Annotated in this window: 27 protein-coding genes; 19 read left to right on the plus strand and 8 right to left on the minus strand. The window is 35.6% G+C overall.

The genetic code is table 11. The features are described from left to right. Window positions 1-94: 94 nt before the first annotated feature. The 3 genes from NK356_RS08975 (at window position 95) to NK356_RS08985 (ending at window position 4618) form a co-directional block, all read left to right on the plus strand. Window positions 95-2335: a CocE/NonD family hydrolase gene (locus NK356_RS08975; RefSeq protein WP_253316780.1), complete on the plus strand. Its 2241-nt coding sequence runs from the start codon at window positions 95-97 to the stop codon at window positions 2333-2335. A gap of 104 nt (window positions 2336-2439) precedes the next feature. Beyond that, window positions 2440-4122, plus strand: a complete 1683-nt coding sequence (locus NK356_RS08980; RefSeq protein ID WP_034697088.1) for an APC family permease — start codon at window positions 2440-2442, stop codon at window positions 4120-4122. 157 nt (window positions 4123-4279) lie between these two features. After that, on the plus strand, window positions 4280-4618 hold the full coding sequence (locus NK356_RS08985; RefSeq protein ID WP_034697086.1) for a DUF962 domain-containing protein: 339 nt from the start codon (window positions 4280-4282) through the stop codon (window positions 4616-4618). A gap of 334 nt (window positions 4619-4952) precedes the next feature. Here NK356_RS08985 and NK356_RS08990 read toward each other — a convergent pair whose 3' ends face one another. From NK356_RS08990 to NK356_RS09000, 3 genes are all read right to left on the minus strand, one after another. Next, a complete protein-coding gene (locus tag NK356_RS08990; protein WP_253316781.1) occupies window positions 4953-5417 on the minus strand; it encodes a hypothetical protein in 465 nt (154 codons plus the stop codon). A gap of 25 nt (window positions 5418-5442) precedes the next feature. Beyond that, the gene (locus NK356_RS08995; protein ID WP_253316782.1) at window positions 5443-5901 is read right to left on the minus strand and encodes a lipocalin family protein; all 459 of its coding nucleotides are present in this window, start codon (window positions 5899-5901) and stop codon (window positions 5443-5445) included. A 193-nt stretch (window positions 5902-6094) separates the two neighbouring features. Next, window positions 6095-8116: a DUF3857 domain-containing protein gene (locus NK356_RS09000; protein ID WP_253316783.1), complete on the minus strand. Its 2022-nt coding sequence runs from the start codon at window positions 8114-8116 to the stop codon at window positions 6095-6097. A 147-nt stretch (window positions 8117-8263) separates the two neighbouring features. On the opposite strand from NK356_RS09000, the gene NK356_RS09005 reads away from it, so the two are divergent. Beyond that, window positions 8264-8878: a DUF4377 domain-containing protein gene (locus NK356_RS09005; RefSeq protein ID WP_253316784.1), complete on the plus strand. Its 615-nt coding sequence runs from the start codon at window positions 8264-8266 to the stop codon at window positions 8876-8878. Between the two features lie 127 nt (window positions 8879-9005). Here the strand turns inward: NK356_RS09005 and NK356_RS09010 are convergent, their stop codons facing one another. After that, a complete protein-coding gene (locus tag NK356_RS09010) occupies window positions 9006-9944 on the minus strand; it encodes an SPFH domain-containing protein (RefSeq protein ID WP_034697083.1) in 939 nt (312 codons plus the stop codon). Between the two features lie 196 nt (window positions 9945-10140). Between NK356_RS09010 and NK356_RS09015 the strand changes: the two genes are divergently transcribed. The 6 genes from NK356_RS09015 to NK356_RS09040 all read left to right on the plus strand — a co-directional run bounded on the left by NK356_RS09015 (window position 10141) and on the right by NK356_RS09040 (window position 13897). Beyond that, window positions 10141-10713 (plus strand): Crp/Fnr family transcriptional regulator, encoded by a 573-nt coding sequence (locus NK356_RS09015; RefSeq protein ID WP_253316785.1) that lies wholly within the window; start codon window positions 10141-10143, stop codon window positions 10711-10713. 108 nt (window positions 10714-10821) lie between these two features. Further along, complete coding sequence (locus NK356_RS09020) at window positions 10822-11355, plus strand: YceI family protein (RefSeq protein ID WP_253316786.1); 534 nt, start codon at window positions 10822-10824, stop codon at window positions 11353-11355. A gap of 27 nt (window positions 11356-11382) precedes the next feature. Then, entirely contained in the window at window positions 11383-11610 is a 228-nt protein-coding gene (locus NK356_RS09025) for a 4-oxalocrotonate tautomerase family protein (RefSeq protein ID WP_034697079.1), read from the plus strand. Next, window positions 11610-12344 carry an SDR family NAD(P)-dependent oxidoreductase gene (locus tag NK356_RS09030; protein WP_253316787.1) on the plus strand — a complete coding sequence of 245 codons (735 nt, stop codon included), beginning with the start codon at window positions 11610-11612 and terminating at the stop codon, window positions 12342-12344. The genes NK356_RS09025 and NK356_RS09030 overlap by 1 nt, the downstream gene beginning before the upstream one ends. Further along, window positions 12341-12793 carry a nuclear transport factor 2 family protein gene (locus tag NK356_RS09035; protein WP_034697077.1) on the plus strand — a complete coding sequence of 151 codons (453 nt, stop codon included), beginning with the start codon at window positions 12341-12343 and terminating at the stop codon, window positions 12791-12793. The genes NK356_RS09030 and NK356_RS09035 overlap by 4 nt, the downstream gene beginning before the upstream one ends. 30 nt (window positions 12794-12823) lie before the next feature. Further along, a complete protein-coding gene (locus tag NK356_RS09040; protein WP_253316788.1) occupies window positions 12824-13897 on the plus strand; it encodes a nitronate monooxygenase family protein in 1074 nt (357 codons plus the stop codon). 7 nt (window positions 13898-13904) lie between these two features. Here the strand turns inward: NK356_RS09040 and NK356_RS09045 are convergent, their stop codons facing one another. Next, entirely contained in the window at window positions 13905-15260 is a 1356-nt protein-coding gene (locus tag NK356_RS09045) for a deoxyguanosinetriphosphate triphosphohydrolase (RefSeq protein ID WP_123277818.1), read from the minus strand. Between the two features lie 198 nt (window positions 15261-15458). On the opposite strand from NK356_RS09045, the gene NK356_RS09050 reads away from it, so the two are divergent. Then, a complete protein-coding gene (locus tag NK356_RS09050) occupies window positions 15459-16088 on the plus strand; it encodes a bifunctional 2-polyprenyl-6-hydroxyphenol methylase/3-demethylubiquinol 3-O-methyltransferase UbiG (RefSeq protein WP_253316789.1) in 630 nt (209 codons plus the stop codon). A 169-nt stretch (window positions 16089-16257) separates the two neighbouring features. On the opposite strand, the gene NK356_RS09055 is transcribed toward NK356_RS09050, so the two are convergent. Together NK356_RS09055 and NK356_RS09060 are read right to left on the minus strand one after the other, a co-directional pair. Next, complete coding sequence (locus NK356_RS09055; RefSeq protein WP_034697073.1) at window positions 16258-16980, minus strand: LytTR family DNA-binding domain-containing protein; 723 nt, start codon at window positions 16978-16980, stop codon at window positions 16258-16260. Beyond that, window positions 16980-18056: a sensor histidine kinase gene (locus tag NK356_RS09060; RefSeq protein ID WP_051934426.1), complete on the minus strand. Its 1077-nt coding sequence runs from the start codon at window positions 18054-18056 to the stop codon at window positions 16980-16982. Before NK356_RS09060 ends, NK356_RS09055 begins: the two co-directional genes overlap by 1 nt. A gap of 191 nt (window positions 18057-18247) precedes the next feature. Here NK356_RS09060 and NK356_RS09065 point away from each other — a divergent pair, with 191 nt between their 5' ends. From NK356_RS09065 to NK356_RS09075, 3 genes are all read left to right on the plus strand, one after another. Further along, window positions 18248-18676 (plus strand): hypothetical protein, encoded by a 429-nt coding sequence (locus tag NK356_RS09065; protein WP_034697072.1) that lies wholly within the window; start codon window positions 18248-18250, stop codon window positions 18674-18676. A 7-nt stretch (window positions 18677-18683) separates the two neighbouring features. After that, window positions 18684-19655 (plus strand): hypothetical protein, encoded by a 972-nt coding sequence (locus NK356_RS09070; RefSeq protein WP_253316790.1) that lies wholly within the window; start codon window positions 18684-18686, stop codon window positions 19653-19655. A 253-nt stretch (window positions 19656-19908) separates the two neighbouring features. Further along, window positions 19909-20565, plus strand: a complete 657-nt coding sequence (locus NK356_RS09075; protein WP_253316791.1) for a glycosyltransferase family 32 protein — start codon at window positions 19909-19911, stop codon at window positions 20563-20565. Here NK356_RS09075 and NK356_RS09080 read toward each other — a convergent pair. After that, a complete protein-coding gene (locus NK356_RS09080) occupies window positions 20562-20897 on the minus strand; it encodes a multidrug efflux SMR transporter (RefSeq protein ID WP_034697067.1) in 336 nt (111 codons plus the stop codon). The two genes, NK356_RS09075 and NK356_RS09080, sit on opposite strands and share 4 nt — an antisense overlap. Before the next feature lie 1206 nt (window positions 20898-22103). On the opposite strand from NK356_RS09080, the gene NK356_RS09085 reads away from it, so the two are divergent. The 5 genes from NK356_RS09085 (at window position 22104) to NK356_RS09105 (ending at window position 25593) form a co-directional block, all read left to right on the plus strand. Further along, entirely contained in the window at window positions 22104-22823 is a 720-nt protein-coding gene (locus tag NK356_RS09085; RefSeq protein ID WP_253316792.1) for an AAA family ATPase, read from the plus strand. Then, window positions 22820-23566, plus strand: coding sequence for a YggS family pyridoxal phosphate-dependent enzyme (locus NK356_RS09090; protein WP_253316793.1), 747 nt, complete (start codon window positions 22820-22822; stop codon window positions 23564-23566). The genes NK356_RS09085 and NK356_RS09090 overlap by 4 nt, the downstream gene beginning before the upstream one ends. 6 nt (window positions 23567-23572) lie before the next feature. Continuing rightward, window positions 23573-23995 (plus strand): hypothetical protein, encoded by a 423-nt coding sequence (locus NK356_RS09095; RefSeq protein ID WP_034697064.1) that lies wholly within the window; start codon window positions 23573-23575, stop codon window positions 23993-23995. Window positions 23996-24580: 585 nt separating this feature from the next. Then, entirely contained in the window at window positions 24581-25192 is a 612-nt protein-coding gene (locus NK356_RS09100; protein ID WP_034697062.1) for a transposase, read from the plus strand. Window positions 25193-25335: 143 nt separating this feature from the next. Beyond that, window positions 25336-25593: a hypothetical protein gene (locus tag NK356_RS09105; protein ID WP_034697061.1), complete on the plus strand. Its 258-nt coding sequence runs from the start codon at window positions 25336-25338 to the stop codon at window positions 25591-25593. Window positions 25594-25717: the final 124 nt, after the last annotated feature.

A 25717-nucleotide genomic window follows, 5' to 3' on the forward strand; every position in this document is an offset into this window, starting at 1 on the left:
ATGTAAACAATTTTAATAAACAGTTATCAAAAACACATTTTAATTTGATACTTTTTCAACAGCAGCTAAAAACATACCATAAACACACCATCTCATGAAATTTAAGATTCTTTTAGCATTAATTTTTGTCAACCTCCTGCAGGCACAAAAGTTTTATTTTCCAAAGACAGCTGTAAATGACTCTGTTATATTGGAAAAACAGATTCCAGGACTTGCACAACAAGTGATTCCTCATCTTCAATCAGCGAAATACAAACCGGAAAACACCGTTGATCTTATGGACAATCTTTTCCGTCTGCAGATCGTGGCTCAGGATTATAAAAATTCGCTGATTTCCCTTTCCGAAAACCGGAAGCTCTTTGCCGATAACAATATGGGAGACTACAGATATATCGGATTTGAACTGTATACATTTGCGAAAATGGAGCAAAAAGAAAACAACACCTCATTTTCCAATGCCCTTCAAAAAGTATTTAATAAAAAATATGAAAGCCTTTTGGAAAAAACGATTCCCAGACTAGGAATTGCTCTTGACGGGGATGTACGAGAATCTAAAAAGCAATTGAAGAAAGTACTGGACAAACAAAAAGACAAAGACAGTATTGATTACAGGACAGCCCTTGCTCTATGCAAAAGCTATTTAAGTTATAAAACCTATTCCGGTATAAAACCTCAGGTGATGCAGCTCCTGGCTTCAAAAGACAGAGAAAAATTCATTATTGAAACCAGAGATCTTAAATTAAAAAACGGAAATACTTTAACAATTACCATTGTCAGAAAAAAAGGAGACACTACTCCGCTTCCCGTTATTCTTACCAATAATATCTACGCAGGTCCTTTTGATGAATTCTTCGGAAAGAGAGCCGCTATTTATAATTATGTAGGAGCTGTTGTCAATACGAGAGGTAAGAGAAACAGCAATAATGTGAATAATCCTTTTGAACATGAATCTGAAGATCTTTATGATGTCATAGACTGGGTAAGCAAACAACCCTGGTGCAATGGAAAAGTAGGAATGATTGGCGGAAGTTACTTAGGTTTCAGCCAATGGGGAGCGGTAAAAAAACTGCATCCCGCATTAAAGACGATCGTTCCTCAGGTTGCCGTTGGTATCGGGGTCGATTATCCGGCTCAGAATAATATCTTCATGAGCTACATGCTTCAGTGGATACAGTATGTGACCAATAACAAACTTACGGACGAGGCTGATTTCGCCAATGCTGTAAAATGGGATTCTATCTATACAAAATGGTACAAAAGCGGAAAAGCGTTCAGGTCTTTAGATACAATAAGCGGTAAACCAAGCAAAATATTCCAGCGATGGCTGGATCATCCGGGATATGATCAGTATTGGCAGAAAATGGTTCCTTACAAAGAGGATTTTTCTAAAATCAATATTCCTATCCTGACGACAACGGGATATTATGATGATGATCAGATTGGCGCGCTGTATTATTTTAAACAACATCATCTGTACAATAAAAATGCAGATCATTATCTGGTTATAGGCCCGTATAATCATGGAGGAGCCCAAAGTTTCGGTTTTACTTACGTGAATGGAAATCCTATTGATCCTGCGGCAAGAATCAGTATTGATGATCTTGCTTTCTCATGGTTTGACTATATTCTTAAAGGAGGTCAAAAACCGGAAATTTTAAAAGACAGAATCAATTTTCAGGTAATGAATACGAATACATGGAAACATGTGGCTGATCTTGATAAAATGCATAATTCTTCTTTGAAATTTTACCTTCAGGACAAAAAAAATACATCTTCTGTATTTAATAAACCTGAAAACAAGACCTTCACAACACAAATTGTTGATCTTAAAAACAGAGATCAGAAAGACACTTATTACAAAGTCAGTAAAAAAGACAGCATAAAAATGACAAATTCTGTCGCTTTTGAAAGTGAAGTTCTTGACAAGGATATCATCATGAGTGGAAATCTTTCCGGAGTCTTCAATGTTTCCATCAATAAAAAAGATTTTGACACGGATACTTACCTGTATCAGATTCAACCGGATGGAAAATCCTCTCTTCTATCCACTCATATTGTGAGAGCCAGCTATGCGAAAAACAATGAACAAAGACAGCTTCTTGAACCCAATAAAACGGAACAGATTCCGATTAACAATTCCTATTTCATGAGTAAAAAGATAGAAAAAGGAAGTAAACTCCTGTTATTGGTCGGAGTGAATAAAAGTCCCAACTGGCAGATCAATTATGGTTCCGGTAAAGATGTAAGTGATGAAACGATTAAGGATTCCGGGGAACCTTTAGAGATAAAATGGTACAACGACAGCTACGTGGAAATCCCTGTTTATAAAGACTAAAGCCTTTTGTTTGAGCATTTTTACCCAAATGTTCTTAACAACTGTTAACATCAAAATAAAAAATCATTACATTTGCTTTTTTTCAAATCAAATATAGTTATTGAATGAGTCAACTTTTTAGAAGAAAAATCTATTCAGATACAGATACTTCAACAGGACTTTTAAGAGTCTTAGGTGTATGGGACATTGTATTTTTTGGTATTGCGGCCATTATAGGAGCTGGAAGTTTCAGCAGTTTAGGAGAAGCCGTTTTCAGAGGTGGTCCCGGTGTTATTCTACTATATTTGATTTGCGGGTTTGCCTGCGGGTTTACCGCTTTATGCTACGCTGAATTTGCCAGCAGAATTCCTACCGCAGGTTCTGCTTACACATATGCCTACGCCAGTTTCGGAGAACTTATTGCCTGGGTAATTGGCTGGGCTCTGATCATGGAGTATTCTTTCGGGAATATTTACGTAGCCTTCTCCTGGTCGGATTATTTCACCAGTTTCCTAGGCCGTCTCGGAATGCATATCCCTGATTATCTGACCTGCAGTTATACTGAAGCGAGAAAAGCTGTTCAATATGGTTCTGAAAACAAGGAATTATTAAATGCCTGGAAAACAGCTCCATTAATCGGAAGTTTGAAATTCATTGTAGATATTCCGGCATTGGTTATTAACGGTTTGATTACATGGCTTTGTTATGTAGGAGTAAAAGAAAGTAAAAACTTCAACAACTCTTTGGTTATCTTAAAACTGGGAGTAATTCTATTAGTTATTCTGGTGGGTTTCTCTTATATCAATACTGAAAACTGGACTCCAGTAAGCCCTACAACGGGAACACCATCCTTCATGCCGAATGGTTTTGCAGGAGTAATGAGTGCCGTATCAGGAGTATTCTTTGCTTATATCGGATTTGATGCTTTAAGTGTTCTTTCTGAAGAGACTAAAGATCCGCAGAAGACCTTACCAAAAGGAATGATTATCTCTCTTGTATTGTGTACTGTGATCTATATTGCATTAACGCTTGTATTGACAGGAATGGTAGATTACAAGAAATTTGACGGTGTTGGAGATCCGCTTTCCTTCATCTTTGAAAAAACAAATGCTAATGTAGCCTGGATGGAGCTTGTGGTTTCCTTCGTAGCGATTGTTGCCATTACTACTGTATTATTGGTTTTCCAGATGGGACAGCCGAGAATCTGGTATGCTATGAGCCGTGACGGACTGATGCCTCAGAGATTCCAAAAAGTACATCCTAAGTATAAAACACCATCATACGCCACTATTGTTACAGGAATTGTAGTAGGTATTCCTATCCTGTTTACAGATAAAACTTTCATCCTTGATTTTACAAGTATCGGAACTATTTTCGCCTTTGTACTGGTGTGTGCAGGAGTGCTTATGCTTCCGGCTAAAGAGAAAATAAAAGGAAGATTCCACCTTCCTTACGTGAACGGAAAAATCATTTTCCCTGTTATTTTCATTGGTGGTTTGCTGGCTTTCTACAAATGGCAGCCGGAGTTTTTTGACAATCTGATGAACTGGTCAGATCCTAATGAAGGAGAATTCAGAGCTTCTATTTTCTTCTTTATTATCATCAACCTGATCCTATGCGTTGTAGCTTTTATCAAGAATTTATCATTAATTCCACTGATTGGATTAAGTTCATGTCTATACCTTCTTACAGGAATGAGCCATGAGAACTGGTTCTGGTTCGGAATGTGGTTCCTGATCGGTATGGTTATTTATTTCTGCTACGGATACAAAAACAGTAAGCTTGGAAAAGAATTAAAAGACAGCTAAATAAGCAATCAATACCATTGCGGAAAGGCAAAATAGCAAAGAGGTTAATCCCGATGGAGAGACTGATTCGCTGTTTTGCCTTTTTCTTTTTCAACCTCTCTTAAAAATCGGCAGCATTATTGCTTTAACTTCAATAGAATCAACAAACTAGATTACCATGGCCGAAAGAATCAAAACATACAGAGAGTTTTACCAGTTCTATCTTACTGAACATAGTAAAACAGGCACACGCATATTCCATTTTATCGGAACATTTCTCGTGTTTTTCGTTATATGGTATGTCATCAGTTCCGGAAAAGAAAGATTTCTATGGTACATTCCGATCGTAGGCTATGGATTTGCCTGGTTCAGTCATGCGGTGATTGAGAAGAATAAACCGGCTACTTTTAAATATCCTTTGTGGTCTCTCATTTCAGATTTCAGACTGTTTTTTGAACTTTTAATCGGTAAACAGAAATTCTTCACCTCTAATAATCAGCCTCAGAAACAGGAATAGCCTTGTGTTTCTTTTCTTTTTTTAGTTTTGAAGGAGTAAGAGCATTTCGACTTCGCACAATATGAGATTTCTGCAAATGACGATATTATTTTTCTCGCAGATTGTGGAGATTTCGCAGATTTTTCACTATCATCTGCTTAATTTGCTCAATCTGCGAAAGAATTTTAAACTTTAGATTCCTTGCTCTGCCCGGAATGACAAAACAGACTTTTGAAATTTTATCGGAGATAAAATCTTTGCGCCTTAAAAGCATTCCCTCTAATAATACTTGCGCCTTTACGTTTTCCAATCTTTACTTTTCGATTGAGATTGCTTCACCTTCGGTTCGCAATGACTACACGTCGGTAGAATTCTGTTTATTCTGATGAAGTTTCTTCCCTATCAGATATCCCAATGAAGGCAGAATAAATGATAATACAACCGGAACTATCAAAGCCAGGCCTGAGCCGTCAAGAATAACCGTTAAAGGAAAAAGATATCCATTATAAGCAAGAAGAGCCAGTGAAAAAAGAAAACTATCACTGTTGCTGGTAGAAAGGATATTGAAATGACTTCCAAACTGGTCAAACAAACCGGAACAAGCAAATAACAGTACATTCACAAAAAACACCCACAGCACAGTTCTGTAAATCATTCCTTTTTTGGCATTCAGGTATCCTGCAAAGATCAGAAAGAGGGATAAAATTCCGGAAACCATATAATCAATGCCGGACGTCTCAACCTCACTTCCGGTTCTTCCAAAGAAATACATGGCATAGAGTACAATATTCAGAAGATAGATTAGCGTTACATAATTCATACATCAAAAAATTTACTATTTATAATCAATATTGTTTCTCAAGGATATCATAGTGAACGGTGTTTACTATTTTTTCAGCAAGAGCATCACCATTCACTTTTGTCTTTTTAGGGATATAACTTGAAAATGTTATCGTTTTATCATTATTCAAAGTCACTTCTACTTCTTCCAGAATGTTTTGGTCATCCACATAAAACTGGATTCTGTTTTCTATAATCCTCCAAAAAGAAAGTCTTGGTTCGGAAGGACTGCAATCTCCTGTTTTTCCTTCTACATAGTTGTAAATGGCAAAACCATCTTCCCTGATCGCATAATTTCTCATCAAACGGCAGTTATCAAATTCTTTTACCACTTTCTTTTTCCCTTCATAAAACCCGGCTTCCTTCAGTTTCCAGAATCCTGTAACATTTTCTTTGGTTAAACTCTGCGCTTTAACAAATGAGGAAACTGCAACACAAAATCCCACAACCATTATCCTGTTCATATATAAAATTGTACTTTTAAATTGATTATCAATGAATATTATTAGAATAAAATGTTTCGGGGGGGGGGGGGGGGGGGCCCCCCCCCCAAAAAAAAATAAAAAAAAAAAAAAAAAAATGGGGGGGGGGGCGCCCCCCCCCCCCCCCGAAACATTAAACTTTAAACATTAAACTTTGAACTTTGAATTTAATGCTCTATTTAAATTTCTTTTTAAAGCTGAACTTAAGCATATTCATCAGTCCTGGTTCAATGATGTCTATTCCCAGTCCGAAATTACTGTCGGCAACAGTATGATGATCTGTTCTGAATTGTTCAAACTCACTTTGCGGAATTTCAAGATTGATCAGAGGATTATATTCAATATTCACACTTGCCCCGTTCTTGTTCACTTTTTTACGGCTTTTATAATCAAAATACGGATTCGCTATTGTACTTTCCTGAACCGTATATTTTTCTTCAGTATCAATTTTCTGATCTGTATGCAGGTTAATTTCATATTTCTCACTGTCGAAATTATGCCAGAACGGTAAATCTTTATGGATGAAATCTCTTGCACTTGCCTTGACCACATTTCGGTCAAAATACATCAGAAAACGGTTTTTCTGTGGATCTACAAAATAAGGATTATCAATGGCAGCGGTATACTGAATCTTTACTTCATTCAGTTTCTTATCATCACTTACTACGTCAATAGCAGCATCTTTGAATACATTTCGGACATCTGTACCATTACGGTCACCTGAATAATTGAGTGCATAGAAAAGGAAACTGTTCCAGCTGTCTATGATTTCTCTTTTATTGGTACTTTTAAAATACCTTCTCATAGCATTAGCTCTGTTTCCTTTGTAAGTGGTTGACAAAGTAAGTTTTCCGGTATTGCCCTGAGCAGTTAAATCAACTCTTTCATTAATGCAGAAATAAGGGAATTTATACGATTTTCTCACCTGAAGTTCCTGATCTCTTTTCACTTCCAGATAATGCATAAAATAGATGAATCCTCTGTTTTCAATCAATCCGAATTCATCACGGATAGTAGCATCAATGAAATATTCTCCGCCTTTATAATTTACTTTTACCACCACGTGATTAAAGTTTAATAATGAAGGAAGGTAGTATTTAATATAATAATCTGTATTAAAATTCACCAGCACTACAGATGCATCCACTCCAATATAATCAAGGATTACTTTTAACAAAACGGATTTTGCCTTACAATCTCCCTGTTTATTTTCATAAGTTACTGACGGTTCCTGTGGTTTATGTCCATTCATTTCATCTGCATTGAAGATGTAATAGATATGGTTCTGAACATATTCTATGGCAAACTGCAGTTTTTCGTCCTGATCAGGAATGGCATCCAGTTTTTCAATCAGGTTCGGAGCAAAATCCTGTAAAGAAGATTTATTGAAAATCTCCTCATAGATCGGTACAATATAGTTAGAAAGGTCTTTCCAGTTACTTTCGGTAGCAAAATCTATATAAGGGAAAATTTCACGTCCTGAATCTACAGGATTGATGTAATTTTCTTCTTCAATGACGAACCGTTCTCCTTTTTTCAGATGATTGATTTCCGGTTCAAGAACATTGCTCTGTTCATCTCTGAAAAATGTTTTTTTGTAAGCAATAGTTTGTTCACGCTCATTGATAAACGTGAATTTAAAGCTACCATAAGCCCAATAATTATCAGGACTTACCCAGACATATTTTGAGAATTCCTTTCTCAGAAAATCGCGGTCTGTAAATTCTTTGATTCTTGAATCTTCTAAAATCAACACATCATACAGTCTGAGATCTTTAATAGTAATATTGATTTTTTTATTACTGCTCAAGACTCCACCACTGCTTTGGTTCTCACTGTCAAGAACCTTAATTTTCGTATCCGGAATTTTATCAATCAGTACTCCGTCTCTCAACACACTGATTCTGTGAATCTGGTAAACTTCATTCTCCTCTACAATCACATCAGAAGCAGAAGCCCTTTCCAGGTTTCCCGGTTCGTTCAGAGTATAGGCCATGCAAACATACTCACTGTTTTCAGTGTTGCTTGTGTAGTATTTTTTATCCAAAAAGTAGCAGTAATCACGACCTTCATCAATTTGTCTTTTGGCAAATTCGGAGTCTTTGATTCGGCTTTTTATTTCCTCATCCCCGATATTTCCTGCCCACATTTCAGGTTTTTGAATCCTGTAATTTTCAACTTGCATTTGATTTTCCATATTTATTATAAGAATTATGTTTTGTGGTTAGTGTTTAAGAAATTCAAATTAAATGATTAAAAAAGTAAAAAGCAATAGCAGAAGTACTACAATTCAGGAAAGCGAACTTCGGCATGGTAATTGCGAGGTAAGGGGAAAATCAAGTTTATGAAAAGTATAGCAACAATTCTAAAAGGGGCAGCTCCCGCATTAGCATTATTCGCAATGACGCAATGTACAACCACAGCCAATGCATCCGCAGGAGATGAAAAAACTTTCATCGTAGGACCACAAACAGCAGATTGTACAGGAGTAGCACCTATGAAATGTCTGCAGGTAAAAGAAAATGGTTCCGGAAACTGGACGAATTTCTACAGCAATATCGAAGGATTTACTTATGAACCGGGGTATGAATATGTTTTAAAGGTAAAAACGGAAAAAATTGCCAATCCGCCAGCTGATGCATCTTCCATAAAATACACCTTGGTAAAGCAGGTTTCTAAGACAAAAAAGAAAGAACTGGCAGCCAATGAAAAAACAATTATCGTAGGACCACAAACCGTAGAGTGTTCTGCTGGAGCTGGCCGTATGCAATGCATGCAGGTAAAAGAAAGTGCTTCTGCAGACTGGACAAATTTCTACAGCCACATTGAAGGCTTTACTTATGAGCCGGGTTACGAATATGTTTTAAAAGTAAAAACAGAAAAAATTGAAAATCCTCCGGCAGATGCTTCTTCAATCAAATATACATTGGTAGAACAGGTTTCTAAAACGAAGAAATAATTAATAAAAAAAGTTCCTGAAAATTTCAGGAACTTTTTTTATGTTGGAAGCTGGAAGAATGAAGTCAGAAGTTACTTTTGGTCAATCCGGAAAAGTTAACCATTATATCTTCATTTTCCTTTCTATCTTAAAATCCGGTTTCTTTTTGTGGAGGATCGGGATATTTTCCTTTAGTAGCTTCTCCTACCGTGTTTGCTGTTGTCATAGCAACAACAAGATCGTTCAGCATTCCGCTTGCTGCGGTAGGTGAATTCGGAAGAAGGACAAGATTACTTCTGTTACTTGCTCCCACCGAATGTAAAGTATCATAATGCTGTGTCACCACGATAAGTGCAGAGGCTTCATGAGAGTTGATATCCACATTATTCAGCATTCTTACAGACTCTTCAAGTCCTTTTGCAATTTCTCTTCTTTGATCGGCAATCCCCTGACCTTGTAACTTTTTAGATTCAGCTTCTGCTTTTGCAACGGCTACAATACGGATTCTTTGTGCTTCAGACTCATATTCTGCAGCTGTTTTTTCTCTTTCTGCAGCATTGATTCTGTTCATCGCATGTTTCACCTGTTCATCCGGATCAATATCCGTTACCAAAGCTTTGATAATATCATATCCATAACTGTTCATCGCTTCCTGAAGTTCACCTTTCACAGCAATTGCCACATCGTCTTTTCTTACAAAAACATCATCCAGTTTCAGCTTTGGAACTTCTGCTCTTACGACATCAAAAACAAATGAAGTAATTTGATTCTCAGGATTTTCCAAACGATAATAAGCATCTCCCACCTGACTTCTGATAACCTGATACTGAACAGAGATTTTCATTTTGATGAAAACGTTGTCCAATGTTTTTGTGTCAATCATTACATCCAGTTGCTGAATTCTCAAATTCAGTCTTTTTGCAATCTGATCTATGATTGGCAATTTAAGATGAAGACCGGAATGTTTTACAGCCCTGAATTTCCCGAAACGTTCAATAATCGCCGCTGTTTCCTGCTTAACCACAAAAAACGAAGCGAATAAAATGATAAGCCCGAAGAAAATAACGGGCGCTAAATATATACCCATAGTTTTAATTTTTATTAATATGTCGTTACAAATCCTGTTTTGTTAAAAACAATTTGTGGGTGTCTGTTTAAATATAGGAAAAATAAATGTAAGATTTAGAATATAATTCACAGGGAGTCAAGCATAAGCCAGTATATTTTTTTAAAGATTAAAATTATTCTGAAAAAGACTTATTTTTGAATATTCATTACACATCATGGTTAATTCTAAAGAAATATTAAAGGATCACATTTCAAAATTTACTTCTCTCACGGAAGAGCAGCTGGATTATGTTTTTGGGCATTTTAATCTGATTAGTTTAAAGAAAGGGCAAAATCTCATCTCGGAAGGTGATTTTGTGAATCATGAATATTTTGTTCTGGAAGGCTGTTTGAAAGCCTTTTATCTTAATGACAGCATGAAAATGTTTATCCTCCAGTTTGCGATGCCTACGTGGTGGGTGACCGATTTTGATGCGCTTTACAGTAAAACAAGAGCCACCATCAATGTAGACTGCATCACCAATGCCACAATCCTTTCTATTTCCAACGAAGACAGGGAAAAAATTTGTAATGAAATTCATGAGGTTGAACATTTCTTCCGATGGAGAACCAATAAAGGATACGTAGCTACACAAAAACGTTTGCTTTCTTTCATGAATAATGACGCCAAATTCCGGTATGAAGAACTTCTATCCATGTACCCTCAGTTGTACAACCTGGTTCCAAAGCATCTGATTGCTTCTTATCTGGGAGTAACCAGAGAAACATTGAGCAGACTGCATCAATAATCAACCTCTTTAAAAACGATTGAGCTCCTCCTCTATTTTGTGAGGTACATCACGTAACTTTTTCTTTCGATCGGCTGAACTTTGTGTCAATATTTAAACCCAATAAAAATGGACACAAAAAATTTTAAAGTCAATAAAGAAAATAGTACTATAGAATGGATCGGGAGAAAAGTAACCGGCGCTCACAACGGAACAATTGATGTAAAAGAAGGCAACTTTACATTCGGAGAAGGAAAACCGGTTTCCGGAAAGTTTATCATTGATACCCGAGCCATCAAAATCCTTGACATTGAGGATGCTGAAACCAACACACAGTTTGCCAATCATCTGGCTTCTGATGATTTCTTTAATTCTGAACAGTTTCCTGAAGCTTATTTCGAAATTACACATGCAGAACCGGGTGCTGAAAATCTTTATTATGTAAAAGGAGACCTTACCATAAAAGGAATTACACATCCTATCGATACCAGCCTGGAGATTACAAAAACAGATAATACAGCTGTTCTTAAAAGCAAGATTGTAATTGACAGGACAAAGTTCAATATCAAATTCAGATCGTCTAATTTCTTTACCAATCTTGGTGACACATTGATCTACAACAATTTTGACCTCAACATCCATCTTGTTGCGGAAGCTTATTAATTCAAATAATTTTAAAAATTTACCATCATGCCATTCATCAAAGTAGAGGTGCTTCGCGAAGATCTTACCCGCGAAACGAAACAACAATTAATCAGAAAAATAAGTGAAGCTGTAACTTCAGTTTTGAATAAAGATCCTCATTTAACGCATATTGTCATCAATGAAATTGAAGATGATAACTGGGGATATGCCGGAGAACAGGTTTCAGTGTTAAAAGAACAGGGATTTTCAACAGAAAAAAAAATAAATCAATAATGAAAAAACAAATCATAATTATAACAGGAGCTTCTTCAGGAATAGGATTGGAAACCGCCCGTTATTTCTTAGACAGAGGCGATAATGTCATCATTAATTCACAAACTGCCACCAAATTAGAAGAAGTGTACCATGAATTGGGAGCCGGAGAAAATCTGGCGATGGTTGCCGGAAATGTTTCAGATAAAGCAACCGGAGAAACGCTGGTTCAAACAGCTTTAGAAAGATTCGGATCTGTTGATGTTCTTATCAATAATGCAGGAATCTATGAAAACAAACCATTTCTGGACGTTACAGAAGACTATCTGGACCGTTTTTTAACCACCAATTTAAAAGGAACATTCTTTACTACACAGGCTGTTATTCCTCAGATGATCAAACAAAAAGACGGTGTGGTAATCAATGTAGGAACGCCATTGGTGTATCACGCAATTGCAGAATCTCCTTCTACTGCACCGATTTCCAGCAAAGGAGCAATTCATGCACTAACTTTACAACTGGCTGCAGAGTTTGGAAAAGATAATATCAGAGTCAATACCGTTGCGCCGGGATTGATCAGAACTCCGATGCATGGTGCAGATCTTGACAACAATTCAGGAATTCATCTGATCAATCGTATCGGAGAGCCGGAAGAAGTTGCTCAGATGATTCATGCGATTGCCAAAAACAAATTAATTTCCGGAGCCATCATCAATGTAGACGGAGGAATGGGTGCAGGGCATCATTTATCATGAAACTATCATTAATTATAGCATGGCTGCTCAGCTTTCCGTTGAGCGGCCTTGCACAAAATCTAAAGGATATGAAAACCAATCAGACCTCAGAGACTGAAATAAGAAATGTCATAGAGAATTATTATTTCAAAGGAATTTATGAAGGAAATACGGAACTTCTTACCAAAGCTTTTTATAAAGGCGCTTTGCTTTTCGGAGACGTTAACGGAGTTCCGTATTTCAAAACAGCAGAACAGTATATTGAAGGTGTTGGAAACCGTGTAAGCCCAGAGAAATCAGGAAAGGGTTTTAAAAGTGAAATTATTTCCATTGACATCATTAATTCAATTGCTGTCGCAAAATTAAACGTCAGAATGTATGATTTTAATTATTATAATTTCATAACTTTCAATCATATAGATGGAAAATGGCTGATTATCAACAAGACATTGACCCATGTACAACCTTAATTCAGATTTTTAATAAAAACCAATACCATCATGTGGAATAAAAATAGAATTACGGAATTATTAGGAATTGAATATCCTATCCTGCAAGGACCTTTTGGCGGAGGTCTTTCTACTGTTGAACTGACAACTACGGTGAGCAATTTTGGCGGATTGGGAGGTTTTGGAGCGTATACGTTATCACCGCAGGAAATCTATGATGTTCACAAAGCTATACAATCCAAAACGGGCAAACCTTACAATCTTAATCTCTGGGTAAGTGATCACGATATCATTGACGAAGAACATACAAAAGAGCAATATCAAAAGGCGGTTGAGACTTTCCAACCTTATTTTGATCTTTTGCAAACGGATATTCCTGCACCGCCACTCTCTTTTGAATCAAGATTTCAAAATCAGCTGGATGTTGTTTTGGATATTAAACCTAAAGTTTTCAGCTTTATGTTTGGACTGCTTGGTGAAAACCTCATCGAAGATCTTCATCGTCAGGGAACTGTTGTGTTGGGAAATGCAACGACGCTTGATGAGGCAATTGCTCTGGAAAAAACAGGCGTGGATGTTATAGTTGCTTCCGGTTTTGAAAGCGGAGGACACAGACCTTCGTTTCTGGATCAGGCAGAACTTTCTACAACGGGAACTTTTGCTTTGATTCAATTAATTAAAGACCGTGTAAAAATCCCTGTAGTGGCTGCCGGAGGAATTGCCAACGGCCGTGGAATTGCTGGTGCTTTCAAACTGGGAGCTGATGCTGTACAAATCGGAACTGCTTTTCTGGCAACTGAAGAATCCGGAGCATTACCGATACACAAAGAGTTTTTATTTTCTGACGCGGCTAAATCCACTACGCTTTCCAGAGCCTATACCGGAAGATTAGGACGTGGAATTACTACAAAAATAACAAGAGATCTATTGGCCGCAACGGACAAGACACTTCCTTTTCCTTTGCAGACGCATTTTATGGGTGCGTTAAGAAAAGCAGCTTTGGAACAGCAAAAGAATGATCTGGTGTTCTTCTGGTCTGGTCAGATTGCACCACTTTTAAAGCATAAAAAAGCCTCCACTTTAATGCAGTCATTAATAGAAGAGGCTTCTGAATTATTACAATAAATAGAATTTACACGGTCATTCCGATGTCTATTCCTTTAATTTTTCTATATAAATCGGTAGCGTAATTATCCGTCATCCCGGAAACAAAATCAATGACTCCAAGAACCTTCTGATAATCCGTTCCGTCATTGTAAATAAATTGCTTTGGAATTAATTTCAAAGCTTTTACATCATAGGATTTTCTTTGGTCATCAGGCTTTAGAATGGAAGGAATAAAATGATCCAGCAATTCATACATTACATTATACCCGGCATTTTCAATCTCAACAACAGCTTTGTGATTGTAGATTTTTTCTACTGAGAAACTTTCAATATCCTGCAATGCTTTATTTTCTTTTTTATAGATATCAAGTAAACCATTGCTAAGATTTCCTTCAAGAATCGTTTCAAAGTTATGCTTATACATCTCAATCGATTTGTTGATTAATGCATTGATTACTTTTGCTCTTAAATAAGAAATCTGTTCATTTTCATTAGAGATAGAACTAAGCTTTGTTTCAATTCTCTGAACATCATCTGTTTCCGATTTTACGAGTTCAAAAAATAAGTTTTTACAGTCTGCTGTGGAAACAATTCCCAATCTGTGGGCATCTTCCATATCAATGATATTGTAGCAGATATCGTCAGCCGCTTCTACCAGCCATACAAAAGGGTGTCTTTTGAAAATATGAGGTTCCTCACTTTCAGAAATAAGCTGGGTTCCTTTGGCAATTTCCAGGAATATATCTTTCTCATTCTGGAAAAATCCGAATTTCTTTCTGTGAATAATTCCTTTTTTCTTTGCAACCGCTTCACAAGGATATTTTGCAATACTTGCCAGTGTAGAGAACGTCAGCTGAATACCTCCTGCATCTTTTCCTTGCTGCTGCTGTGCCAGTACTCTGATAGCGTTTGCATTTCCTTCAAAATTAACCAGATCCGCCCACTCCTTTTCATTGAACTTTGATTTCAGATCTTTTTCATTTCTTTCAAAATAGCTTGCAATAGCATCTTCACCGGAATGTCCGAAGGCAGGATTTCCCACATCATGGCACAAACATGCTGCCGCAATGACATTTCCTAAATTATAGAGATAGAAATTCTTTGAATCTTCAGTCAGTTCATTTTTAAAATCTTCAGCAATAAATTCACCGATAATACTTCCTAAGCTTCTTCCTACAGATGATACTTCTAAAGAATGCGTAAGTCTGTTGTGTACAAAAACACTTCCGGGAAGAGGAAAAACCTGCGTTTTATTCTGCAGTCTTCTGAAGGCTGAAGAGAAGATAATTCTATCGAAATCTCTTTGAAAATCAGTTCGTGAAGCTTTGGTCTGTGGATTGTTTCCTGTACGTTGATTGGTGAAAATCTGGTTTAAATTCATCATTTTTCAAAATTACTCCAAATTTTAATTGTACGGAATAGTATTTAGATTTTTATTAAACAGATCTTTCATTCAAAAAATCTATTATAGTAAACGTTTTTTAAGGACCGGAAAGCTTGAAGAAATATTTTACATTTGATACAACCATTACAGTTGAAGAATCCCTATAATTCTTCTTTCAAATTTTAAATTAAAACTATGACAGACAACACATGGCTCAGCAGATGGGACGAAAGGTATAGCAGCGAAGAGTTTGCGTATGGAACGGAACCCAACAATTATCTAAGAGAACAATTATCACAATTAACTCCCGGTAAAATACTTTTCCCTGCAGAAGGCGAAGGGAGAAATGCCGTTTTTGCGGCTACAAAAGGATGGCAGGTTTCTGCTTTCGATATCAGTGCCAATGGAAAAAGTAAAGCGTTACAGTTGGCCGAGCACCAACAAACGACAATTGATTATCAGGTGGGAGAACTTTCCACTTTAAATTATCAGAAAGAGCAGTTTGATGCTATTGTGCTTATCTACGCACATTTTCCAGGCGCTATCAAATCTTCTATTCATCAGATGTTAAATCAATATCTGCGTAAAGGTGGTTTTATCATTTTCGAAGCTTTCAGTAAAAATCATCTTGAATATATTGCAAAGAACGAAAAAGTAGGTGGTCCAAAGGATATTGAATCTTTATTCTCTATTGAAGAAATCAAAGCCGATTTTCCGGATTATAACATTATTGAATTAGAAGAAACGGAAATTGAGCTCAGCGAGGGATTATTCCACAACGGGACGGGTTCTGTAATTCGTTTTGTGGGGCAAAAATTGATGTAATTTTTAAGTTTGGGCTAAAGCCGTTGAAAGATTTGATTTATTTAAACAGGCTGAAGCCCTTTTCTATTGAGTATATCTCCTCCCACTGATTACACAGATTTTCACAGATTTTTTGATCATTTGAGTCATATTTATTATTACTCATTGCTCATTACCCATTACTCATCCATCAGTCTGAGTTAAGAAGTCCTCCGGCAAATTTTGTAAAGAACTCAGCTCTGTATACTTCTCCAAGAGGAATTTCGGAATCTTCGATGTATATATTATGATTATCAAATGAATCTATAAAATTCATATTCACCACGTAGGATTTGCTGACTCTGATAAAGGTTTCCCCGGAAATCTTCTGATGAATAGTTTTTAAATTCATTGCCGTGATGAGCTTTTGCTGCTTAGTATGAATAACCACATAATCTTTGAGTCCTTCAATAAACTTAATGTCTGAAAAACTGATTTTATAGAACCTTCGCTCTGCTTTGATGAATAAAAAATCTGCAGTATTGGATTCTACCGTATTTTTCACGGTATCCTTAGACAAAAGCTCAGTGTAAAGTACCGCTTTATCAATTGCTTTTTCTAACCTTTGGGGATCAATGGGTTTCAAAAGATAATCAACGGCTTCCAGTTCGTAACTTTTCAGTGCATACTGGGAATAGGCAGTGGTAAAGATTATAAGGGATTTTTTTGGAAGCATTTCTGCAAATTCGAGGCCTGTTACCATGGGCATTTCTATATCGAGGAAAATAAGATCTACATCATTATCCTTAAGAAATTCCAGAGCAGACGGAGCATTGGAAAATTCGCCCAGAACATCCATACTGGAAATTTCAGCGATCAGCGATCTCATTTCGGATCTTGCCAGCGGTTCATCATCAACAATAATACAATTCATCACACGGGAATTTTTAAATTTACAACATATTCTTTATCACCGGATTCTATCTTCAGATCAAAGGTATCACCGTAAAGAAGCTCCAGTCTTCTGGTGATATTGGCAAGTCCAAGTCCACTATTTTTTTTGTCTGAAACGGTATAGCCTGTACTTCTTGAATTAATACACCTGAAATAAAGCTGTTTATTCTCAATATTGATTTCTATTTCTACATAAGATTCTCCTCCACTAAGATCTACACTGTGCTTCACCGCATTTTCCACAAAAGTGGTAAACAGATTGGGAGGGATAAAAGTACTGTTAACAACTCTTCTGTCAAGATTCACCTGAATATCAAAAGTGAAATTGTCACGTCTAATTTTTTCAAGATTTAAAAAATTGGACAGAAAATCAATCTCTGAAGTCAGTAGTGTTTTTTCTTCACTGTTTTCATAGAGCTGGTATCTGAGAAATTCGGACAGCTTTACAATCACAACGGAAGCTTTTGCCGGATCAGTCCTGATGAGCGCTTTCACATTATTCAGCATATTGAACAGAAAATGCGGATTGATCTGATTTCTCAGTTCATTCAGTTCCATATTCAGGGTAAGGTTGCTCAATTCATTGATCCTTTTATTATCACTGATCCATTTCTGCAGAAGCTTAATCGTAGTTGTTGTCATAATAATCGGTATGCACATCAGAACACCTTCATAAATTCCCCCTTTCTCATTTTCTCTGAGAATATTTTTTACCCTGAATTCTTCAAAGAACATTTTAAAGCCATATCCGATAAAATTGAGCCCTACAACTCCCATCAGAACAAGCAATGCCAGATAAGTGACATATTTTGTTTTAAAGAAAAATCTGGGAACCAATACATATATATTAATGTATACCATCGTGATCAGAATCGTATATACAAAGAATAAAACATAGTACTGATACATCCCTGAATACCAATGCCAGAACCTTGCACTGTAGATCAAAATGAAAAAGAAAATCAGAAACAGCAGATGTCTTAGGAACCCATATTTCGCTTCCACCAGAAAATCCATTACAAAGGTTTCTTCAAATTTCCACGGACTGTATTTCATACGATAGGCTCATTTTATGATTAACAAAAATAGTCAATAACGTAAATTACAACTATTTTATTATACAAAACCTGTATTTTATTATACCAACTATCATGCTCGGGGATTTTGTATAAAATACCAGCCATTTTGTATAAAAACAAATTGACACACTTCTTTTCTCTATTCCTTTGTACCGTAAAATGACACATATGGAATTAACAGTTTTTCACGAACTCACTCAGGAAATATCACTAGAATGCTTTTTTATGACAGAATCTCAACAGGAAGAAAAAGTAATACAGCTTATTGATCTGCATCATTTTGTAGAATGTTTCGATCCGGAAATGAAGATTCTTAGTTATCTGCACCATTCTATTAATATTGTAGAACATGAAGGAGAGAAAAAAGGAATTCTGTTTTGTGACCTTAAACATTCTGCCGTTCCTGACAGCAATGCCTCTGAAGAGTTTAGAAGAAGATACGGACTCTCAGAACTCTGGTTTGTTTTTGTAGAGGAAACCTTTGTTCAGGATACTGCATGTTATACGGATGCCATTATTGAAAACAGTCTGGATATCTTCTATGAAAGGATTTTTACCTTCAGTTTTTTCCAATCTATTATTCAGCCATTAAAATAAACTACCCATGAAAACATTGAGAAGAGTACTTGTCCCTTTGGCAATACTTCCTTTTAAAAACATTATTTATGCTCAGAAAAAGGACAGTATTCCTTTGAAGGTCCGTGCTTTCTTTGCAGATAAAATACCTCAGTCACGAAACTTCAATATTGAATATACTTTGGTAACCCCATCTTCTTTTTCTTCACAGCTTCAAGGCCAGGATCTGCCGGATAATAAGGTAAAGAGCTTTCAGCAAATGAAGGCGGATGCCAATATTTATTTTATCAAAAACAGAAGCTGGCTTTTGAGCACCGCCCTTGGCTACCGCTACACCTCTATCAGGAACGAAAATCCTGTCATCCCCGGAACTCAGAGTGAGGAAAACTTTCATTATCATTCGGAAGCTATTAATCTGAGCTACTTTTCAAGGTTATTTAAAAAGACAGCAATATATTCCGCCAGTATTTCTACAGATGGAAGTGACCAGCATTTTGAACGGATCAGAGGATTGGTAACTGCTTCATTGATTTTAAAGACAACTCCAAAAACAAAAATGAGTCTCGGATTGGCTGGTATTATTGACCCGAGTTCCCAAATTCCCGTGCTCCCTATTTTCACTTATGAAAACAAATTCAATAATGGATGGGTAATGGACGTCCTTCTTCCAAAAAAAGTATTGTTAAGAAAAGATATTTTTTCCAGCGGCAGAATTTCTCTGGGAACGGAAATGGATAACACCTCATTTTATACCTATCATAATGACAACACTTATGAATTCAGGCAGGTTGCACTTAATTCAGGAGCTATCTATGAACACAATCTTGGCGGAAATTTCATAGGCACTTTCAAAACAGGAATCAGAGCCAATATCAATTCGAGAGCATTTAATAAGCAGGATTCTTTTAATGATTATATATGGAAAGCAACTTACAAACCTTCACTCTATTTCAATATTGGAATTTCTTATAACCCTTTTGAAAGACAGCGAACAAAATAAATTCTAGAGACAATCAATTTTTACAATATCGGACCTTATTCCTAAAGTTCTTCTATCGGAAGATTAAAAAAAAATTAAAATTTTTCTCCACACTATTTAACCATTCGTCTAAAATAGAATCAAAACTTCAGCTAAGCATAAGCTATTTCAAAGGTAGATATTTCTCTATTTCATGAAAAACCTTATTACTGCTACACATTCCTGATGAAAAATGATTTGGTTTTATATAAGAAGAAGCTCTAAAAAATAGAAAATGGCAGTACCTAAACAAATATTTCAAACTTTCATAACTAAAAAACTTCCTTTGATTACAAAATATCACATCTGGAATATGAAAAGGAAAAATCCGGGATACCGCTATTTTTTCTATGATGATCAGGATATAGAGAAGTTTATCACCGAAGAATTTCCTCCTGAATATATTAAAAGTTATCGTAAACTTACCATTGGAGCAGCAAAAGCAGATTTCTTCAGGTATGCTATTTTATATAAAAAAGGTGGAATATACCTGGATATAGACAGCAGTACTATAAAACCGTTTGAAAAACTTATTCAGGAAGATGATGAAGCTGTGATCAGTGTAGAAAGACACGAAAACCTATATGTTCAATGGGCCCTTATTTTCAATAAAAACCATCCTTTTCTCAAGAAAACATTAGAACTGATGATTGATAATATAGATACTCACCGCTATCCGCATAATATACATGCCACAACCGGTCCTACTGTATTCAGCAAAGGAATAAGAGAATCATTAAAGGAAAATCCAGCAATTCCTTTTACATTATTCAACGGCATTGAGTTCCGAGGATATTTAAAGTTCAAATATAAACTGGGAAAGTTCTTTTTATACAAAACAAGATCTCAGCACTGGAAAAAGATGGAAAAGCAGCAGGAGATTATTTTTTAATGAGTACCCATTTTTGAGAATACATTAATAATAATCACACCAATCACAATCAGAGCAATCCCAATAATGGCAGGCAGGTCAGGAACCTGTTTGAATGCTATCACCCCGATCATCGTTATAAAAATAATACCTACTCCGGACCAGATGGCGTAGGTAATTCCCACAGGAATATGACGAAGGGTAAGACTCAGAAAATAAAACGCACAGGCATATCCGATAACCGTCACTACCGATGGCCATAGTTTAGAAAATTCTTCAGACTTTTTCAGGAAAGTTGTGGCAATAATCTCAAATACAATTGCCAGAGCAAGAAAAATATAACTGCGTCCCATAAATTCATTCTTTCTACAAAAGTAGTAAAAGCCTCCGGGGAATTCAAAAAGAGAATTCTCTCACCCTCCCTATTCTCGGGACAAGAAATGTATATATTATCCATGAAAGGTCAGCTCTTTTGAATTTATAATAGTTTTTACAGGAACTCATTCACCAATAAGAATCATCTTATCAAGCTCATTTATTTTCTTTGAGTAACATTCCTGACTCCGAAAGAAATCGGTCACCAGATGATCTTATTTGCAGTTCTGACACAAAATCAATGTTTCTCTATGACATGAAATGTGACAGCTGACAAAAATTCCAGCATTAAAAATTAGCGCCAAGAATAAATTTTATTAACATAAAAGTCTATTTGAAGTGAAAAATAAGTGGCTGAAAAATATACTTTGAAACAATATTATGCTACGCATTATTTATTATTTGTTTTATCAACTCCAATATAGAAGTCAATAAACGATTAACACATTCACATAATTTTACAGATAGAATAATAAAAGTATTAATAATTTTCAAATAACACATTAATTTATTGTAAACAAAAATTCACTAATACATGAACACCAACCACTGTAATACACTGATATACATCATAGTATTTTACTTTGGCACATGATTTGAAAGTAGTAATATTGCAATTGAAAGATTGATAAAAAAAAGTCAAATAATTAAAAATAATACAAAATGGTAACTTATATCGGTATCGTAACAGGTTTAGTCGTAATCACTTCATATTTCGCAACAGTAAGAAGAGAAAGAAACTAATCTCAAAATAAATAAGCCTATAGAATATCTATACTAATTATATTGTTTTATGTTTTTAGTCTGAGAGATCGGATTGCTCTTTTACCATCGGGTAAAAGGGCCCAAAAACATAAGCAGAAAGATCTTAGTTTCATAACAAATTTTAATATCCAAATGAGAAAAGCCAGTCGCAAGTCTGGCTTTTCTTTTTTTATTGGAAGCTTTTTGTAAACACGTCATTATTTATTTCCCACAGATTTCGCTGATTTTCGCAGATGTTTAGGAATATTTTACAGAATATGACGCTTTGTTCGTTAACGGCCATTCTCATTTATCATTCATAACTTATAATTCATCCTTCATTTTCACTGGACCAGACGTTTATTATGATTCAGGATTCTTTTGGACATTCAATAAAGCTTTATCTTTGTTTATTCAATAATTCTTTTTTAATTGTCATCATGAATCTGTACAACCTCATTATTCAAGATAAAGAACAGGTAAACCTTAACGAAGTATTTCTCAGTACCAACAACAGAGAACAGCTTGTACAGCTTATTAAAGAGCACACTTACGTTAAAGAACTCCAGGAGTATGGCCTGCCGGTTAACCATAAAATCTTACTTGAAGGAAGCTCCGGATGTGGAAAGACAATGACAGCAAAAGCAATTGCCAATGCCCTTGGAAAAAATATTATTATTTTAAATCTTAGTAATATTGTTTCATCCCGTATCGGAGAAACGTCACAGAACATTAAAATGATTTTTGATAAAGCTGCCAGAGAAAGATCAGTATTATTCCTTGATGAACTGGATCAGATCGGGAAAGCAAGAGGCAGCGATGACAAAGATGTAGGCGAAATGAGAAGACTGGTTAATACTTTGATTCAGCTGATTGACTATTACCCTGAGAATGCTCTTTTAATCTGTGCTACCAATCATCCTGAGATTATTGATACTGCCCTTTTAAGACGTTTCCAATTAAAAATTAATTACGAAATGCCTTCTACTGAGATCCTGGATACATTCTACGATCAGTTATTAGCTCAGTTTCCGGAAGATATGAGAACTATTGAAAGAAAGTATTCCATTTCCTTTGCTGAAGCTAAAGATTATGCCTTAACAGCCGTTAAAGCTGCATTAATTAAAAAGCTGGAAGCCAAAGAAACCATCTCATCATGAAAGAAGATATCCTCCATAATCTCACTTTGATCAATGATCGGATAAAAAAGGCCTGTGAGCAATCCGAAAGAAACAGAAATGAAGTCAGGTTATTACTGGCAACAAAAACGGTTTCTGCAGAGCGCATCAAAATTGCTTTGGAAAATGGGCAGACGTTAATCGCGGAAAATAAAGTCCAGGAACTGAAAGAGAAATATGAGGAGCTAAAGGATATTCCCCATGAAAATCATTTTATAGGCCATCTTCAGACCAATAAAATCAAAGATATTCTAAAGTACGGTGTTACCTGTATTCAGTCTCTGGATCGTCTGGAACTTGCCGAGAAACTTCATCAAAAGCTTTTAGCTGAAAACAGAACGATGGATGTTTTGATTCAGGTGAATACGTCCAATGAAGAGAGTAAATTTGGTGTGGATCCCGACGAAGCCATTGAACTTACCCGAAAGATTTCACACTACTCTACTTTGAAAATAAAAGGACTGATGACGATCGGTTTATTCAGTGCTGAAACCGGGAAAGTAAGAGTATGCTTTAAAATCCTGAAAAAACTTCAACAAGATATCATTACCGAAAATATTCCCAACGTAGAAATGAAAGAACTTTCTATGGGAATGAGCGGAGATCTGGAGACTGCCATTGAAGAAGGCGCAACCATTGTACGGGTGGGTACTGCTGTTTTTGGAACGAGAATCTATCCGGACAGCTATTATTGGGATGAAGGAAAAAAAAATAACGAAGCTTAAAACTATATGTTCCCATTTACTTATACTTTTGAGAGAGAAATCATAAAAGATAAAACCTCTGATGAGGTCATCTATACAGTACGTGATCTGTTAAGAGAGAAAAAGGTTCAAAATATTCTTTACGGACCAGAATTTGTTTATTTCAACGAAGGCTTTCCAAGAGCAAGAAGCAATAATGATTATTTATCTTTAATAGATGATGGAAAATTTACTTATGATCAAAACACCAAGGTGCTGACTTATAAAGTAAAATTATGGAAATTGCATCTGGTTGCCCTTGTATTTCTTATCATTACAATGATTTATTTTGAAGGTTTCTTTGGAAAATTACTTCCTGTTTTCGGACTTTTGATCAATCATTTATTCTCTTATTTTGGAAGTCAAGGTTTAATTGAAGAAATTGTCCATAAGCTGAATTACCTTTCATAATCCCACTCTCCTATTTATTTGTTGGTAACTAAAAGTAATCAAAATCCCTGAAACACTACATTTTTAAGTCTACAAATCCGGTACACTTTTTGCTATAAATATTTCATAACCAAACAAATACATTTATGGATAAAAAATTACTATCGGTATGTCTGTTCATGACATTATTATTCTTTTTTTCATGTGAAAAAGAAAACACACAGATGAAAAGTGGAATTTCCATTGAAACCATTTCAATTATAACCTGCGTTACTATGGGCGTAGCTATTTTGCTTGCCTATAGCTTTAAAAGAAGATAACAGCCGGAATTTAAATACTAAGACACCTCTCAATTTTTGGGAGGTGATTTTGTTTAAAAATTTTAATTAAATGATTGGCATTTCATCAAAATATAATAAATTTCAAAAAATTTCTCTTTCGTAACTAATAACCCCAATGAAAAAAACACGCTCCGCAAAGTCACACGCTCCGCAAAGTCTCCTGACACACGCTCCGCAAAGTCTCCTGACTTTGAGGCCTACAAAAATCTCCATAAAATATCTAATTTACAGATCCATTAATTATTATCTTTGATAAAAACCAAAGATGAAAGAAGGATATGTTATCAGAGATCAGGATAGACCTCACTTTTTAACCTGTACTATTATTGAATGGATAGATATTTTTACCCGAAAAATATATCGAGATACCATTATAGAATGCTTTGAATTCTGTATAAAAAATAAAGGAATGATTCTTTATGGTTATGTCATCATGAGTAACCATTTACATTTTATTGTACAGTCAAGAGATGGAAAACTTTCAGATCTAATCAGAGATTTTAAAAAATTTACAGCGAAACAAATATTAGAAAAAATACAAACAGAACCGGAAAGCAGAAAAGAATGGATTTTAGAACGATTGGCTAAAGCTACTGAAACTCATTCAAGAAATAAAAATTTTCAGGTTTGGCAATATGGAAATCATGCTGAGGAAATTTTCAGCTTAAAGTTCTTGTGGGATAAATTAAACTATATACACCTGAACCCAGTTCGTGCCGGAATTGTATCAAAAGCAAATCAATACATTTATTCTTCGGCAACTAATTATTCTAATGGTACAGGAATAATCAATTCAATTGAAATTGCAGAAAATCCGGTGATTAATGTAAATAGAAGTTCTGAATTTTCGAAATATAGCAATTATGATGATGAATAATGTACTCAAAGTCAGGAGACTTTGCGTAGCTGAGTCAGGGCATTTTAAGGCAAAAGAAGATTATGCAGAGAAATATAAACTTTTTGAATAATAAAACAGAAATCCGATCTGATATCACTTGCATAATTAATCCATAAAATTTCATGAAATACATTCTCCTTATCCTCACCATTGTGATACAGTTTATTATAATTGTATCATTACAGCTGCTGGACAGCTTTGAACTTATCATCGGAATCTTCATTGCCTGTCTTCTGTTGGGAGCCCTTATTTACTTTTCAAAGTCAGAAAAAATATCATCACTTAAAAATCTTGGTTTTGGTCTTTTCTATGGTTCACTGATATCACTGGTAAGCGTGATTGGTTTTATGACGTGGCTTTCTTATAATTTCCCGAAATAATCAAAGGAAAATAAATATTTCATCGGGTTTTGAGATTGTTCACTTTGCTCGCAATGACAATAAAAAATATAAATACTTCTCCATATTGAGAGGGATTTGTTATATTCAACGTCATAAAATGCTT

It is taken from the genome of Chryseobacterium sp. S0630 (genome assembly GCF_024158915.1).
Classification (GTDB): Bacteria; Bacteroidota; Bacteroidia; order Flavobacteriales; family Weeksellaceae; genus Chryseobacterium.